The organism is Buttiauxella izardii (assembly GCF_003601925.1).
Classification (GTDB): domain Bacteria; phylum Pseudomonadota; class Gammaproteobacteria; order Enterobacterales; family Enterobacteriaceae; genus Buttiauxella; species Buttiauxella izardii.
The window spans coordinates 36,437-53,125 of the sequence record NZ_QZWH01000011.1 but is presented as its reverse complement, the minus strand read 5'-3'; the positions used below and the strand labels follow the sequence as shown (position 1 = coordinate 53,125).

General features: G+C 49.9%; 14 protein-coding genes. 4 read left to right on the top strand and 10 right to left on the bottom strand.

The window, feature by feature from the left end; genetic code table 11:
* Positions 1–102 precede the first annotated feature (102 nt).
* Positions 103–1,641, bottom strand: coding sequence for an acetaldehyde dehydrogenase ExaC (gene exaC, locus D6029_RS07150; RefSeq protein ID WP_120064104.1), 1,539 nt, complete (start codon positions 1,639–1,641; stop codon positions 103–105).
* Between the two features lie 197 nt (positions 1,642–1,838).
* Here exaC and D6029_RS07145 point away from each other — a divergent pair, with 197 nt between their 5' ends.
* Entirely contained in the window at positions 1,839–2,708 is an 870-nt protein-coding gene (locus D6029_RS07145; RefSeq protein ID WP_120064103.1) for an ROK family protein, read from the top strand.
* Positions 2,709–2,835: 127 nt separating this feature from the next.
* On the opposite strand, the gene ompA is transcribed toward D6029_RS07145, so the two are convergent.
* The gene (gene ompA, locus D6029_RS07140) at positions 2,836–3,882 is read right to left on the bottom strand and encodes a porin OmpA (protein WP_120064102.1); all 1,047 of its coding nucleotides are present in this window, start codon (positions 3,880–3,882) and stop codon (positions 2,836–2,838) included.
* A 223-nt stretch (positions 3,883–4,105) separates the two neighbouring features.
* Positions 4,106–4,735 carry a helix-turn-helix domain-containing protein gene (locus D6029_RS07135; protein ID WP_120064101.1) on the bottom strand — a complete coding sequence of 210 codons (630 nt, stop codon included), beginning with the start codon at positions 4,733–4,735 and terminating at the stop codon, positions 4,106–4,108.
* Between the two features lie 137 nt (positions 4,736–4,872).
* Between D6029_RS07135 and D6029_RS07130 the strand changes: the two genes are divergently transcribed.
* Both D6029_RS07130 and D6029_RS07125 read left to right on the top strand, forming a co-directional pair.
* On the top strand, positions 4,873–5,217 hold the full coding sequence (locus D6029_RS07130) for a DUF3302 domain-containing protein (RefSeq protein WP_120064100.1): 345 nt from the start codon (positions 4,873–4,875) through the stop codon (positions 5,215–5,217).
* A 20-nt stretch (positions 5,218–5,237) separates the two neighbouring features.
* On the top strand, positions 5,238–6,377 hold the full coding sequence (locus tag D6029_RS07125) for an HlyD family secretion protein (RefSeq protein WP_120064099.1): 1,140 nt from the start codon (positions 5,238–5,240) through the stop codon (positions 6,375–6,377).
* A 45-nt stretch (positions 6,378–6,422) separates the two neighbouring features.
* On the opposite strand, the gene D6029_RS07120 is transcribed toward D6029_RS07125, so the two are convergent.
* Both D6029_RS07120 and D6029_RS07115 read right to left on the bottom strand, forming a co-directional pair.
* Positions 6,423–8,390 carry a glycoside hydrolase family 127 protein gene (locus tag D6029_RS07120; protein WP_120064098.1) on the bottom strand — a complete coding sequence of 656 codons (1,968 nt, stop codon included), beginning with the start codon at positions 8,388–8,390 and terminating at the stop codon, positions 6,423–6,425.
* 9 nt (positions 8,391–8,399) lie between these two features.
* Complete coding sequence (locus D6029_RS07115; protein ID WP_120064097.1) at positions 8,400–9,803, bottom strand: MFS transporter; 1,404 nt, start codon at positions 9,801–9,803, stop codon at positions 8,400–8,402.
* A gap of 383 nt (positions 9,804–10,186) precedes the next feature.
* Here D6029_RS07115 and D6029_RS07110 point away from each other — a divergent pair, with 383 nt between their 5' ends.
* Positions 10,187–11,011, top strand: coding sequence for an AraC family transcriptional regulator (locus tag D6029_RS07110; protein ID WP_120064096.1), 825 nt, complete (start codon positions 10,187–10,189; stop codon positions 11,009–11,011).
* A 49-nt stretch (positions 11,012–11,060) separates the two neighbouring features.
* Here the strand turns inward: D6029_RS07110 and D6029_RS07105 are convergent, their stop codons facing one another.
* The 5 genes from D6029_RS07105 to D6029_RS07090 all read right to left on the bottom strand — a co-directional run bounded on the left by D6029_RS07105 (position 11,061) and on the right by D6029_RS07090 (position 16,678).
* Entirely contained in the window at positions 11,061–13,178 is a 2,118-nt protein-coding gene (locus tag D6029_RS07105) for a YjbH domain-containing protein (RefSeq protein ID WP_120064095.1), read from the bottom strand.
* The gene (locus D6029_RS07100) at positions 13,175–13,924 is read right to left on the bottom strand and encodes a capsule biosynthesis GfcC family protein (protein ID WP_120064094.1); all 750 of its coding nucleotides are present in this window, start codon (positions 13,922–13,924) and stop codon (positions 13,175–13,177) included. Before D6029_RS07100 ends, D6029_RS07105 begins: the two co-directional genes overlap by 4 nt.
* The gene (locus D6029_RS07095; protein WP_120064093.1) at positions 13,924–14,568 is read right to left on the bottom strand and encodes a YjbF family lipoprotein; all 645 of its coding nucleotides are present in this window, start codon (positions 14,566–14,568) and stop codon (positions 13,924–13,926) included. Before D6029_RS07095 ends, D6029_RS07100 begins: the two co-directional genes overlap by 1 nt.
* A gap of 63 nt (positions 14,569–14,631) precedes the next feature.
* On the bottom strand, positions 14,632–14,901 hold the full coding sequence (locus D6029_RS22395) for a hypothetical protein (RefSeq protein ID WP_147365223.1): 270 nt from the start codon (positions 14,899–14,901) through the stop codon (positions 14,632–14,634).
* A 433-nt stretch (positions 14,902–15,334) separates the two neighbouring features.
* A complete protein-coding gene (locus D6029_RS07090) occupies positions 15,335–16,678 on the bottom strand; it encodes a Coenzyme F420 hydrogenase/dehydrogenase, beta subunit C-terminal domain (RefSeq protein WP_120064092.1) in 1,344 nt (447 codons plus the stop codon).
* Positions 16,679–16,689 lie beyond the last annotated feature (11 nt).

Here is a 16,689-nt window from a genome sequence, read left to right as displayed (position 1 = left end):
ATGACGCTAGCGCTTATCCACTATACAAAAACAAAGGCTTATGAAACCGAGTAGGCCGGATAAGCGAAGCGTCATCCGGCAAAACCCGGTTACTGAAACAACTCAGAACAACCCTAACGGTTTCTCGGAATAACTCACCAGCAGGCATTTCGTCTGTTGGTAATGCTCCAGCATCATTTTGTGAGTTTCACGCCCAATACCGGATTGCTTGTAGCCCCCGAACGCGGCATGTGCCGGATAAGCGTGATAACAGTTGGTCCACACGCGCCCGGCCTGAATGCCCCGGCCCATTTTGTACGCCAGGTTGCCGTTGCGGCTCCAGACGCCTGCGCCGAGGCCGTATTCGGTGTCGTTCGCCAGTTCCAGCGCTTCTTCCATGGTTTTAAACGTCGTCACGGCGAGTACCGGGCCGAAGATTTCTTCCTGGAAAACGCGCATGTTGTTTTTACCGAACAGGATGGTTGGCTCGAGGTAATAGCCCGCTTTCAAATCACCTTCCAGCGCTTTTCGACGCCCGCCGGTGAGCACGTCTGCGCCCTCTTTTTTGCCGATATCAATGTAATTCAGAATGGTTTCCATCTGGCCCTGGGAAACCTGCGCCCCCATTTGCGTGTGCGCATCCAGCGGGTTGCCGCTGCGGATGGATTCCACGCGACGAATTGCGCGTTCCATAAAGCGTTCATAAATAGATTCCTGCACCAGCGCGCGGCTCGGGCAGGTACACACTTCGCCCTGGTTGAAGGCGAACAGCGCAAAACCTTCCAGCGCTTTGTCGAAGAAGGCGTCCTCTTCGTCCATCACGTCGGCAAAGAAGATGTTCGGGGATTTGCCGCCCAGCTCCAGCGTCACCGGAATGATGTTTTGCGTGGCGTACTGCATGATTTGCTGGCCGACTTCGGTCGAGCCGGTGAATGCCACTTTAGCGATGCGTTTTGATGTCGCCAGATATTCACCGATTTCGCCGCCCGCACCATTCACCACGTTGATGACTCCCGGCGGCAGTAAATCCCCCACCAGCTCCATCAGCAGCAAAACAGACAGCGGCGTTAAACGCGCCGGTTTAAGCACGATGCAGTTGCCTGCCGCCAGCGCCGGAGCCATCTTCCAGCTCGCCATCAGCAGCGGGAAGTTCCACGGAATAATCTGCGCGACCACGCCGAGTGGTTCATGGAAGTGATACGCCACCGTGTCGCCGTCAACTTCGCTGATCCCGCCTTCTTGCGCACGAATACAGGACGCAAAATAGCGGAAATGGTCGATAGCCAGAGGCACGTCTGCGCCGCTGGTTTCACGAATCGGTTTGCCGTTATCCCAGGTTTCTGCCGCCGCCAGCAGCTCGATGTTTTGCTCCATGCGGTCAGCGATTTTTAGCAGGATATTGGCGCGTTCCTGAATCGACATGCCGCCCCAGCCTGCTTTGGCTTCGTGCGCCGCATCCAGCGCCAGATCGATATCGCCTTTGCTGGAACTGGCGATTTCACACAGCGGCTGGCCGGTAACAGGCGTCAGATTTTCGTAGTATTTTCCGTCGACCGGCGGCACCCATTGGCCACCAATAAAGTTGTCGTAACGGGGTTTAAGTTTGAGTGGGAAACCATATTCGCCGGGAATGATTCGGGTATTGGGAGGGTTATTTGTCATGGAGTTCTCCTTGTCGGTTTGCACTCTCAAGCGTAGTCGCCAGCGGTGATTTCTTCGCCAGTGTTTGGAGGCTTTACGACACAGGTCACGGATTAAACATCCCAGGATTAGGACGATTCAATCGGCAGGTTATTGGTTTTGATACATACTTAAAGATTACCTTTTCGCAAACCCCTGAGATTTTACAAGGATTGCTCATGCGCCTGTTTATAAGCTTCGACGTAGGCGGTACCCATGTTAAGCATGGTTTATTCACTGAAGAGGGGGAGGTGCTGATCGCCGAAGAGTACGACACTCACTATGACCGCCAGCAGTTTCTCGATGCCTGGCAAAGTGTGGTGGCGGGCTATCGGCAGCATAATGAAATTGCCGGTATCGCGATTAGTTTCCCCGGCTATATCAACCCGCATACCGGGAACGTCCCTAAGGCGGGGGCACTGGAATTTCTTGATGGTTGCAATTTGCTGGAGATTTTCGGCGAGTTGACTGACCTGCCGATCACGGTTGAAAACGATGCGAATTGCGCGGCACTCGGCGAAATGTGGCTCGGGGCGGGCAACGAATATGATTCGCTGGTCTGCGTCACCATTGGCACCGGCATCGGCGGCGGCATTATCGTCAATCGTGAATTAATGCGCGGTTCGCATTTTCGCGCCGGGGAGTTTGGCGTGTTGCCGGTGGGGAAATACGGCGAAGACATGCATCAGTTGGCCTCGGCCAAAGGGCTGATGGACGCCTGTCGCCGTGAGATGAACATTCCCGCTGATGAGAAAATCCGTGGGCAGGATATTTTTGCTCGTGCCGAAACGGATTTGCATATTCAGGGCGTTATCGACAACTGGGTGAAATACCTGGCGCGCGGGATTTATAGCGTGGTGTCGCTGTTTGATCCGCAGGCCATTTTATTGGGCGGTGGCGTCAGTACGCAGCCGATGTTGTACCCGATGCTGGAGCGTCATCTGGAAGGCTTCAAATTCTGGGATGTGCTGAAAGTGCCGATTCGCCCCTGCAAGCTGGGAAATAAGGCGGGCATGTTAGGCGCAGTCTGGCTGGCAAAACAGAAATAAAAAAAGCCCGGCGACAAGGCCGGGCAACGGACGATTTTGAAGCTTGTTATTCTATTTACTGCACATCAAAGATTTATTGCGGTTCGTAGGTCGGATGAGCGCAGCGTCATCCGGCAAACCCGTACCGTTACTGCTCGCCAGCAATCTCAACCACCACTCGGCGATCCGGTGCCAGGCAGTCAATAAGCTGAGATTTCGGCATGTTGTTATCGCAGCTATTACCCGTAATGGAATCACTCTCACCACGGCCTTCGGCACGCACGTTCTGAGCTGGCATACCTTGCGCCACCAGCGCATCAACTACGGCTTGCGCACGCTGAGCGGAAAGCTGCTGGTTGTAATCTTCTGAACCCAGGCGATCGCTGTAACCCACAACGGTGGTCGAGCTGTTTTTCGCCGCCTGCATTTCAGGGCTGCTGTACAACTGCGAAATGGCCGCGTGGCCTGAAGAAGTCAGTTCTGCTGAGTTAAAGCCGAACAGCACATCAGATTTCAGGTTGAATTTTTTCACTTCTGGGGCCGCTGGCGCAGGTGCTACAACAGGTGCGATAACTGCGTCGTCGTGCTGACCAAAGCGATACACCACACCGGCTGAGACAGAGCTTACATCGCTGCTGAAACCAATCTGGTTGGAGTTACCGACGTTGCTCACCCATTGGTATTCCAGGCGGCCTGCCCAGTTTTTGGTGAAGGCATATTCAGTACCGACTGCGGCCAGCGGGCGGATACCCGTTTCAAAATTGCTGTGACCTGCGTTGTTCACTTCTGCGCGATAACCCATCGCACCGGCACGGCCATAAATATCCCACGCGTCAGTCAGGCCGTAGCTTGCTTTCAGAGACAGTTGCAGGCCCTGGCTTTCCATTTTGCCGCCAGCAACGCCGTTATTACCGTTGATACCCATGTTGCCGAGGTAGTCATAACCCCCTTCAACCGCTAACCATGGCAGAACCTGATAACCAGCAAACACACCGCCGCTGACGTTGTCTTTATCGAAATCGAAGTCAGTTGCGTTGCTCACGTTATCGTTGAAATCTTTGTTGCCACTGGCATCAAAATAGTGCGACCAGCCCATTTTAGCGCCGCCGTACCAGGTATTCGCGTCTGCCGCAGCAAATACGTTAGAAACTGCGCAAGCGTTCAGCACGATTAAAGCTACAAGAGTCTTTTTCATATATTCCCTAACATATCCCGTTTCTGAGCAAACGACCCAGAATTAAAAAGCCATAAGTTTGTCGACACGGATAATAGAGGGAGAGTTCACGAATTTGAATTTTTAATAAGTTTATTTTTAAACGTTTTATTTTCAATATGATCAACTACTAGTGCCATCACATAATGGAAACCGGTAATTGACATAAAATGCTAAAGCCACATTTTGATTATTCGTGCTGGCGTCAGATTTTCTCTGGCAATTCATTCATCTCTATTAAATAACCACCTCTTTTTAGATCGAGATGATTCGCAGCCTTCAATGCAAACAAGACATTAAGAACACTGCTGCGTGATAAATGCGTTCTTTCTTGAATGTATTCAAGCACTGAAACACGCATTCTCGTCTCCAGCGGCAACTGAATAATTTCCTGTAGATGATTGCAAATAACGGAATAGGTTCGCTGCTGAACCACCAGATCGTCACGATAAAAGAGATAACTATTAAAGTAAGCTAATGTAATAGACACGTCACGCCACAGGTTTTGTTGGTCGAATATTTCCATGGCTTTTTTCGCGCTGACACGCAATATCGTCGACTCGGTATCGACGCGCAGAATATGGCACCGCAGCGTTTGCAGAGACTCTGCCAGGCCAAACAAATGGGGGTCGTAGGCCCCAGCAATCACCAGCCCGTCAGTGGCACGCAACACCGACAACTCGCCTTCCAGAAAGAGATAAAGCTGCGCTTCCCCTTTGTATTCCCAGTGCAATCTTTTACGCGGCACCACTTTCATTTCGCTGCTAAAAGGCTTCAGTGCCTCAAGTAAACGTCCAATAGATTCATCCGGTCGGACGGGCGCAGATAACGGCATAGTTATTCCTCGGTGAATGATTTCATTAATGATTATAGACATCTTGCCAGAAGTTTAAAATTAATTAAATTATTACTAGTCAGGATAACTATTTTACCCTACCTTTTCCGGTTCCCATTTCACTGGAAATTATTCTTATGTTCTTAGATTATTTCGCACTGGGCTTATTATGCTTTGCCTCTCTTGCGGTATTTTACGGAATAATTGTCATTCACGATATTCCCTACGAAATCGCCGTTGAGCGTAATCATCCTCATCAGGATGCTATTCACGCCGCCGGATGGGTCAGCCTGTTAACGCTGCATGTGTTATGGCCTTTCATCTGGATTTGGGCAATGTTGTACCGCGAAGACCGTGGCTGGGGATTCCGCGCCAAAGAGAACGACAATATGGCGCAACTGCAAGCCCGCCTCGCTTTGCTTGAACAACAACTCGCCGCACAAAGCACCAACAACCAGAAAGAGTTACCACATTCAGACTAATTAAATGACCAGGAAATATCGTGGAATTATTACTGATCCTTATTTATGCTGCCATTTGTATTTGTATATTCAAACTGTTCAAAATCCCCCTGAATAAATGGTCAGTGCCAACCGCAATATTAGGCGGGGTTATTCTGCTGAGTGGTTTAGTTCTGACGATGAACTACAACCATCCGTATACCGAACGCGCGCAGATGCTGACCGTGACGGTGCCGATTATTCCTGAAGTCCAGGGAACGGTTACTGCAGTCACATCCAATACCAATAAGATGCTGAAAAAAGGTGATTTTCTTTTCAGTATCGACCCCACGCCGTACCAGTCAAAAGTTGATGTGATTAAAGGCGAAATTGAAACCGCGCAGCAGAATGTCGAAGTGCTCAAAGCCCGACTCGCCTCGCAAAACGCCGATATCGAACAGTACAAAGCGAATCGTGACCTGGCGTTAAAAGATGCCAATCGCTACCGCAAAGGCAGCCGCGACCGCATGACAAGCCCGTTTACCGATCAAGAAGTGGTAACGGCGCAAGAACATTACCTGGCGACACAAGCGCAATGGCGTTCAGCTCAATCGAAACGCGACCAGACCAAAGCCCAGTTAGCCGCTCTGGTCGGCAATGAAAATGCCACGGTCTACAAGCTCAAATCCAGCCTGAAAGAGGCGCAATATAACCTCGACAGAACCACCGTTCGCGCACCAGAAGCCGGTTATGTCACGCAAGTTTTACTCAAACCGGGCATGTTCTTACGCCCGCTGCCGCTGCGCCCGGCGATGGTGTTTGTGCCACTGCAAAAAACTGATATTTATGCGGCATTCCGCCAGAATTCAGCACTGCGTCTGCATGCGGGCGACAAAGCTGAAGTGGTGTTTAACGGTATTCCTGGCAAAGTTTTCCCAGGCACGGTGAAGCAGATTTTGCCGGTGGTCGCCAACAGTAGCTTCCAGGCACAGGGGTTCTTGCAGGGATTGAGTCAAAATCCGGGACTCGACGGTATTTATGCCGACATTTCCTTAGACCCGAACCCTGAGATTAAAGCGCTGCCAAAAGGCACAACCGCGCAGGCGGCGGTGTATAGCGACCACGTTGAGCACTTGTCGATTCTGCGCAAAATCCTGCTGCGCATGACGAGCTGGACACATTATCTCTATCTTGATCATTAACAGATCAATGGGATCTCTGATTACAGAGATCCCAACGATCCCGCTTTACTCGCCGTTCACCCAAATGCGCATTTCCCCTTCCCCACGGTTCGCCCAACTAAACCACGGAATAAAGGTCAGCTTTTTGGCCTCGGCTTTTACTGGCGATTTATCATAGTGATACAACGCCTGTTGATTGGCTTGCTCGCAAGATTTGCGCTCGCCGTCCGCCTGAATCAGCACTTTGTGGGCGAAAATCCCTTTGCCTTCAATCAGGCTGAAAGTGCTCTCTTTCGGCAAATAAAGGTTATGCAGTTCCGCGCCGTTATCCGCTTCTTCGAGGCAATAAACCAAAGGCCCACGCTGCACCGCGACTTTCCCGGCCACATGGCGCAGCAGCGGGTTGCCATAAACGCGACGCACTGGCATCGGTAACGTCAGGCTGATGCGGTCGCCCTCCTGCCATTCGCGGTTAAGATGCAGATAACCTTTGCGAATTTCCCCTTCACAGTTTTCGCCATTTAACAGAACCTGCGGGTTTTCACACCAGTCCGGTAAACGCAGAGCAATCGTATGTTGCAGCGCGTGCGGCGAGGTCACGGTAATATCGACCTGCTCATCCCACGGGTAATTACCGCTGATTTTCAGGCGCAGTTCTTTCTCCCCCACAGGAACGGCCATTTCGTTGCCGACGTACAAATGCACATACAAAGCCCCCGGCTGCGGGGTGTAAATGTAGTGGCCGAGCGAAGTCAGCACACGCGCGATGTTCGGCGGGCAACAGGCGCAACCAAACCAGCGTTGGCGAACCGGTTTTACGTGGTCATAAATGTGGTTGAAGGCCAGCGTTTTCGGGTGAACTTCCAGCGGGTTCACGTAGAAGAAATGTTTGCCGTCCAGTGCCATGCCGCCCAAAACGGTGTTGTATAACGCGCGTTCCATCACGTCGGCAAAACGGCTGTCGGCTTCCATTTGCAACATGCGGCGGGCGTACATCATCAGGCCAATTGAGGCGCAGCTTTCGGCGTACACCGTGTCATTCGGCAGATCGTAATCCGAGCTAAACGCTTCGCCACTGCTTTGCGAGCCAATGCCGCCGGTGATGTACATCTGGCGCTGCACCATGTTGTCCCACAGGCGCAGACAGGTCTGGCGTTTCTCTTCATCTTTATGCAGCCGCGCCAAATGCGCCACGCCTGCCATCAGGTAAACAAAACGCACCGCGTGGCCGATTGCCGTTTGTTGCAACGCCAGCGGTTCATGCGCCTGGCTGTAAGCTTTGTCTTTCACCATCCACGCCGGGCCGTGAATGTTCCAGTGCGAGGTACGCCCACGTTTTTCATATTCGATATCGTAAAAATGCGGCTGTGCTCCACGTTCTTCGACAAAGTAATTCACCAGGTTCAGATAGCGCGGGTTGTCAGTGACTTCATATAAACGCATCAGCGCCAGTTCGATTTCCGGGTGGCCTGGATAACCGTGAAGCTGGCTCTCGCCGGGGCCAAACACGCCGTCGATATGGTCGGCGAGGCGGCAAACCACGTCTAACAGACGGCGCTTTCCGGTGGCCTGGAAGAACGCCACGCCAGCTTCAATCATGTGCCCAGCGCAGTAAAGTTCGTGGCATTCTGCGAGGTTCGTCCAACGCAGTTCTGGCGCTTTAACGGTGAAATAAGTATTCAGATAACCGTCTGCACACTGCGCCGCTTCCACCAGTTCGATGACTTCATCGGCGGTTTTTTCCAGTTCCGCATCCGGCTTCTGGCACAGCGACCACGCCACGGCTTCCAGCCATTTCGCCACGTCGCTGTCCTGGAAAACCATGCCGTAAAACTCGCCGTCTTTACGCCCCGCCGCGATTTCAAAGTTTTCGATGGCGTGGCTTGGATCAGCCTCGGTAATGCGGTCGTTCAGCGCATCCCACTGATACGGGATCACCACATCGCGCACCAGCCGCTGGTACTGGCCCAAAAACGCATCGGTCACTTTCAGTTGGTGCAGGTCTACTTCCTGTAAAATATCAGGCTGATTCATAACAACTCCTCAGGCGGTCTGGACATGGCGCTGACGTAAGTCAGTGGAAATCTGCGCCATCATGGGATTATTCAAACGGCAGCGGCGAATCGCCAGCGCCAGTAACAGGTGGAATGCGGCTGGCAGCAGGGTTTCCAGCGCGGTAATGCCGGAAAGCGATGCCGCCGTCTGGTGTTCCGGGCCGGGCTGGTAGGCCACGAAAATAAACACCAGGCTGATGATTCCCGCGCTGGCGGCCCAGGCCAATTTGATGAAGAAAAGGTTGAAGGCGAAGTTCATGCCCGAAGAACGCACGCCGGTTTTCCACTCGCCGTAATCATCGGCAAACGCCATGATGGAAAAGTGCAGCGGCAGTGTGAAGCCAAGAATGATGCCGTTTGCCAGAATCACGATTAACCATAAGCTCTGGAATGCCGCGCCCGTAGGCAGAAGCCACATTCCCGCTGCCAGCACCGCCAAAACCAGGTTGGTGTAGTAGTAAAGTTTGACGGTATCAAAGCGTTTAGCGAGCGGGTTAACAATCACCGCGCCGAGAATGGAGGCGAAAGTCACCATCGTGAAGAACAGCGAGGCAAACCCGGCGCTGCCTTGTAGCACGTAAGTGATGAAATACATGTAGCCGCCGCCGCGCAGGTTAAAGACGTTAATCAACAGAAACGACATCACCAGGCTCAGCAAAAGTTGGTCATTTTTACGCAAACCCGCCAGGTGTTCGCGCAGGGTAAATTTGCCCATCAACGCCAACGGCACTCGTTCGCGAACCCAGAAGAAACAGCACAGGAACATCACGACGGCGATGGCGCACAAAATGCCGACGCCCATCTGGTAGCCTTTCGCGGCATTCCCCTGGCCGATAATTTCCACCAACCACGGCAAACCCACCGACACCAAAAAGCCCGCCACGCCGCACAATACAAAGCGCCAGGATTGGCAGGAAATCACTTCATCGTGACGCGTGGTCATGGTGTTAATCAGCGCGCAATAAGGCACGTTGATGGCCGTGTAACCCACTGAAAGAAGAAGATAGGTGCCGAATGCCCAGAGTATTTTCATATTGGCGCTGAGATCAGGCACGGTAAACGTCAGCACGCCGATGACGCCAATCGGCACCGCGACCCACAATTGCCATGGGCGAAAACGCCCAAAACGGCTTTGCGTGCGGTCTGCCAGAATGCCCATCAGCGGGTCAGAAATAGCATCGAATACACGTAAGGCAATAAACAACGTGCCGACGATAGCCGGGGTTAAGCCAAAAACATCGGTATAGAAAAAGGTCAGGAAGTTCATGATAAGGCAAGTTATTACCGTCCCGCCTGCATCACCTAATCCGTAGCCTATTTTCTCGCGAATGGAGAGCCTGTCATTTAAATCGGAGGTCACAATATCAGTATTATTTATAGGGGTAGAGGTCATGATTTTATTTACACCTCGTTTCAGGTTAACAACCGGAAGTTTTTATTAGAATGCTGACAAAGGTCACTTCTGAACGGGTTTTGTAGGGTGGATAAGCGTTAGCGTCATTCACCATTTTCACCAGTTTTGTCGGATGACGCTGCCGCTTATCCGACCTACGAAGAGGTTTGTCTTCAGTCTCTTATTATTTTTTATTTGCAAAGTACCCCAATAAATTGGCACTCAATCTAAATACCAACAAGGCGAGAGAAAAGTATAAAAAGATGACAATTCCGACCTGAAGATAAAACTGTGAAGGAGATCGCCAAACGCCAGCATAGATCCCGCCATTCGGTTTATTTTATCTACACTAGGTCGAAGGAATGGATTAGGGAAAACTGTAATTGTTTGATTTAAATATATCTTTACCCATCAGCGTGCAAAACGGCGGCCTGTTTATTTCACGCGGCGTGGGTAGCCATCCGCAGCGTAAACTGGATTCATGGGAATTGATTTTCGTTGAAAAAGGGACACTTACGATCAGGGAAGATGACACGCTTTTCAGCGTCAAGGCGGGGGAAAGTTTATTACTCTGGCCACATCGAAAACATGTCGGGGTAGGAATCTTCCCGGCAGATTTAAAATTCTACTGGCTGCACTTTGAGCTTAATGCGCAATGCAAGCAAAACGCAGACAACCCGGTATCGTTAATTTCAATGCCACAACATGGGCAAGTGATTAATCCACAATATGTTATTTCGTTATTTCGCCAGTTTTTAAGCGAGCAGGAAGCGATTAACCGCAGCGGCTCGCTGGAGTTAATTCTATTGCTGATCATGCAGCAACTTTCCGTCGCGGCGAATAACCATACTCAAGCTGACGAAAGCGGCGCAGCGCTGGCGTACAAAGCGCAGCAGTTAATCCGCACGCAATTCCATTTGCCAGTTTCTACGTCATCACTCAGCCGTCAATTACATTGCAATGCGGATTATCTTGGGCGTGTTTACCGCCAGACATTCCAGTTAACGATCACCGAGGCTATTCACCGCCAGCGCGTTTTGAGCGCCGAGAAAATGCTGATTAGCGATTCGTGTTCGTTAAGCGAAGTGGCGCAGCGGTGTGGATTTCAGGATGTGGGATATTTCAGGAAGGTGTTTCGTAAAGCGATGGGATTGACACCAGCGGCGTGGAAGCGGCGCTATTGTAAGGTGCATATTAATTCGGATTAGGGGCGTTGAAGAAGGCGGGAAGCTGGCGCGTTCCCGCCCTAAGTAAAGATTAATAAGCTGGCTGTGCGCCTCGTGCATCCGTAATGTCATACAACGAGTAGCGTTTCTGCAGCGGCTGGCCGCCATCGCGCGTCAACGGTACCCAGTTGAAACCGGCTTGCGTATTGGTCGGACGGGAGCTCAACAAATCCAGAGGGATAGAAATATAGAACCCTTTGGTGAAGCTGCCTTCGCCATAATCGTGCGATGAAACGTTGGTCAGCGTCGCGTATGCACCGGCGGTTATCCCACTTGCGAAGCGACGAGAAACATCGAAGGTGCCGCCTTTATCGCCAGCCAGATAACGGCCTACGCTTACTTTGACGAGGAACTCGTCGGCAAACGATGGCTGCCAGTAACCCGTCAGATTCCCGGTCGTCACACTGTAATCGGCCATGCGCATCGGATCGTTCCAGTCACGCTGCTTCACCCAGTTCACGTCAGCACCCACGGCCCACTGGCTATCCAGCGGACGATAGATAACTTCACTGCCCACACCGGCAAACATCATCTCCAGATAGCCGCCGTAGTTCTGCATATACCAACCGTCACCCAGCGCGCCGATGCGCGTCAGTTGCAAGTTGTTCAGATACAGATCGCTGCTATCGACATACTCACGAATATGCGTTCGCACCTGCGGAATGTGGCTGTCCGGCGGTGGCGCGGTGAAGTTAAATTTATCGTAGTTGTTGTACAGGTTGAGCCAGGCGACGCCGCCGACTCGCCAGTTGTCGGTGAGCTGGTAATCGACACTACCGCTCAACGCAATCTGGTACATGTAGAACGATTCAGGCCCGCCAAACGACTGGTTTAAAATCGGTGACCAATCGAAGCTAAAGGCTGATTTTTTATCGGCGTAACCCGCCTGTACCTGCGCTGGCAGTTGCGGTTCCTGGTGAACGTCAATATTGGCAGGCTGTGGTGCGCCAAGCGGCACGCCGCTAAATGCATTATCCAGCGATTCGACATCACTGCGGTGGCTGATCAGTGGCAGACGCTCGTTTTTCTCGGTGACAACAATCTGACGCGTGCCTTCTGGCAGATTGTTCATCATGATTCTGTTGGCGCGCTCAACCCCTTCGACACGATCACGGTAATCAGTTTGTTCACCGCTGACATACACCGTATCGCCTTCCCGTTCGATTGCCGGGGACGATAACCCTGCGTTGTCACGCAATGCTGCAAGCTGAGCATTCGCTACTTGCGGGTCTAGATCCGCAGGCTGCGTGGAAGGTGCATAAGCAGGTTTCAAAGGTTTCTGAGCCGGGCTGCGCAGGGATTCAAAGTTGGTATTGAGCGTCACGCCAAAGGTCAGCGTGTTACCGCGTTCGTACCCTAAGTTGAGATCGCCCCAGTCACCCAGGCGGTAGAGCATCCCGACGTTAATCGGCGTGCTTTGTACCAGACGACCCGCGCGATCATCACGATAGTTATTGGCGTCGTATTCCACTTTAAAGCGCAATGGCTGCCATGGCGTTTGATATTCCACACCACCAAACAATGCTGCCGGGCCATGGAAGAAGCGTTCTGAATCAACCTTGCCGCCGCTGCCGCTGTAGCCTTCGTCACGCTCGCAAAAACGATCGCTGGCTTTGCAGAATGGGTTAGTGATATTGCCGCTGTTAGCAACGTAACCCCAGCCCATACCGAGCGTGAAATCGAACGGGCCTGCGGCTTTGGTCGCAACCAGGTATTCGCTATCGAACAAACCTGTGCCGCCAATATCTCGGAACCCGAGAGAGATATCCGGCGTCCAGCGCGTTTCTTCCCACAGACGAGCTTTAAGATCGATGGCTTTGTCTTTGTAGGTCTGGTCGCCACTAAAATCTTCCGCACCGTAGCGCTTTGTGCGCACATCGGTATAGCGGATGGTAGTTTCCAGCCACGGCATTAACTGCAACGACAGCGACCAGAAACGGTACTGGTCGTTATCACGATAGTTGACGCTGAATTCCCCAGAAGGTGCCATGCGCGCGGTCGTCGTTTGCAGCAATCCCACGCCACCAAAATCGGACTGCGACGGCGTGACATATGGCGTATACAACGGCGTGCCCCAGTCAGCATGGGCCGCCGCGCTGAAGCCGCCAAGGGACAGCGCAATCATAGAACTGAGAGTAGTGAGTTTCATGGCGCGACAGTCCGTTGTGTGAGCAGATGGATAATTTCCTGATTAAGCGATTGATACTCCTGCCCGAATGCAGAAGTTTGCAGGTTTAACCAAATTTGGCTGCCAGGCTGCGGCTCATGATAGCGACGGTTCCAGTAACCTGTTGGGACGGTTTCTGTGCTGCCGTCTGGTGCAATGACAGTGACGGTATCGGCATCAATACCCGGCTGCTGTTGCTCTATCCCCACATATTCGGAAGTCTGTTTTCCTGGAACCCAGGTCATCGAAGTGCGAGAACTGTTCCATAACGTGAGTTCACGCTGCGGGATGCTGCTGATAGTCAGTCGATAATCACCCGCAAGCTTCGGAGAGTATTCTGGCTTGAGGCGAACAACATCAGGATCCAGCGACAGCGGATACGCGCCAATCGCTTTCAACTCGGCAATGCGCTGACGCAGAATATTAATGCGTTGCGCCTGGATAACGTCACCCTGCTTTTGCAACTGTTCAGCAAGAGCGGCAAGTTTTGTCACCAGTTGCTGTTGATGCAATTGCTGTTCTGCATCACTTGCAGGTGTGGAAAGTTTTGCAGTTTGCCAGTCGATATTTGTAGGCAACGCGGGGTTCGTCACCAACTCGCTGAGCTCATTCGAGCTGACAGAGGGAACGGAACAAGCAGGCTGACAAATCAGGGTAATCTGCCCCTGACCGTAACTTAACGGGGCAACCGCCAGCAGAGCGGCAGCAATAAATAGAGGTTTCATCATCAGGAATAAGGCTTCAGAAGAGTGAGGGACCACACCGGGCCGTGAGGATGCAGAGTTTGTTCGCTATGAACAATCTGCCCGGTTTGTGCATCAACCCAGTAACGCTGGGTGTAGCTTGCGCCATCCGTCGTCGAGGACACTTGTTCTTCCAAAAGACGATAATTGCGCGTGGTGCCAACAATGGTGAAATCCTCTGTGCCAGCCCACTGGAAACGTGATGTCACAGATGCTGCGTGGAAGGAACCACTCTGCCATTGTGTTTGCGAAGTCCACTGCTGACCGTCTTTGATAGTTAACGGTTGGGCAAGCGGGTCTGGTTCGCTGCTTGCAAACGCCAGCAAGTTATCCGCAAAACCGATCGTCTTAATAATGCGACCATTTTGCGTAGCAACCATTTTGGCATCGGCAGTTAGCCATTTCTGAATGTTATTTTCATTCCAGGCCAACACAATAAATGCCAGCGGGCCATCATCCACTTTTAATGACATGGATGCATAAGGAACGCGTGCAACTTTATTACTGTCAATAACCGCGTCCTGCGAAGAAAAAGTCTGTGTAATAGTCTGTGAAACAATACCAGGGCGATACTGGTTGCAGGCGCTAAGTAAAATAACCGCGCCGGCCAGGCATATTTTTTTATACATATTAGAGGCCGTAAGCTGGCAAAAAAATGGGGTTCAAAAGAACCCCATGAATAGGAAAAAAGATTAGCGTGTAGAAGTTGTGGTGCTGGTGCTAGTGCTGCCACCATTGCTGCGGTTATTGCTGACAACTGCTGCGGTAACAGCAATCGCGCCAACAACACCAACACCAATGGCCGCTGCAGTACCTGCTGCCATACCTGCCGCTGCTGCAGAAGTCCCTGCCGCAGTACCAGTAGTAGAACCAGCAGTGCCAGTTGCTACTGGAGCAGCCATGGAAGCCATTGGTGCAGCCAGTACGCAAAGCATCAGCGCAGATAATTTATTCAATTTCATTGAAAGTCCTCTGTTATTGTTTCATTGGTGTATTTCTCCGGCGGAATAGGTTCCACGCAGACAAATGGGGGGGATTTTCATCCTTAATTTAGAAGGATATTCGTAAAGTAGTTCATCAACCATTTTGCCAATTTTGTAGGTGCCGAAAACGCTGGCACGACATACAAACCATATTTAATTTAAGATTATCTAATAGCCTTAAACTGAAATTGACTAATGCCTATTGAGGATGAAAGATGAAGGTAAAAATAGCCTCAATTATATTATTAGCTAATAAACTTACATATCACACCACATGGAATTAACAAATCGAAACTTTATTGATTTCCCGGTAGTTTATTTATTATGTTTGACGGTCTAGAAACCTCAATAGATACTGCATCCAAATTATAGCCACAATTAATATGTAGTGGTTGAGTAAGAATCTCAGTGTTTATAATTTAACACCAACAATTTTATAAAGACGAGTAAGTATGTGGTTTAATTTAGTTATTTTATGCAAAACAAATAAATAAGGTTTCATTTTGTTGTTAAAGAAGCTTAAGCCCGTGTGTTTTTTCCAGAGAACCAAACTTTGTTGTCGGGTTAAAGATCGAACAAGTTGGACAAGATCATTCGTTATGTTTTGTTTTATCAAAAATCTAGATCTTTTTTGAGGTATTTGAATACCCGCTTTCCTAGCTTTATTGACCCTATAATATAATCCCTTATGTCGATGGTTAAAACTTCCTTGCTGAGATAATTTAATCTCAGATAAGTCAATTCTATCTAATTTCAACTCTTTTAGCGCAATGCCATTTTGCAATAGTTCATCAGCCAGCTTGCTTCGAGAGATAATAATATTATTTCCTGCACCATCTTCTTTATATGGTTTTATCCAGGCATCACCAAGTGAGATATCAGCAAGTTCTGTCGCTACATCATCGCAAAAATCACAAGCTTTTGATTTGAACAAACCAGTCCCCCACATATCACCTAAACTTTTCATATCAACAGAGTGATATCTTTTGCTTTCAGTCTCAATACATGAAAATTGATAGTCTAATGCAATACTGCTATTATTTTTTACACGATATTCAGGCACCATATATTCAGTGACACACCCAGATGACTGCGCTAAAAAATCAGTATAATGCTTACTTTTCAACCCGCCGCATATTATACCGACTAAGAATGGTATTTTTTCTTTGAGTGTAGGATAAAAATGTTGTTTTAGTCTTATGGACTTTACAAAGCAAGCGACGCCAGAAATAGCAATTTTCCCATCTATATCATCTATAATGTCGAATAAAGATGATAGGGTTACCGGAAAATATCTTGTTTTTGAAATCTGTTGTATATCATCGATACTACTGAATATTTTATATCCATATTTACCATCTATCTCACTAACTACAAATAAATGATCAACATATTTATCTCTAAGTAACCTTTCAAATATATACGTTGCGAGACCACCAGAAGAAGATGTTTCTCTATACTTAGTTGAATAACCTGCATACAAATTATTATATAACCCTATTTCATTATCAGCTAACACTGATGTCGTGAGAAATTCTTTAGCTAAATGGTCTTCATTTAAAGTTTCATCATTATTTAGACTAAATGGACACACACGATCAAACTCAAGCGACTCTGAGTTGGTACTGTATATAAGGTTCGCTTCCAAGAATCCATCCGAGTTCCATTGCATGCGAGAGTCATCACTACAACTTTCGGATATACATGCACCGCAACCTACGCATAATCCTTGTTCAACTATTTTTTTGATGGTCATTTTTCTTCTCA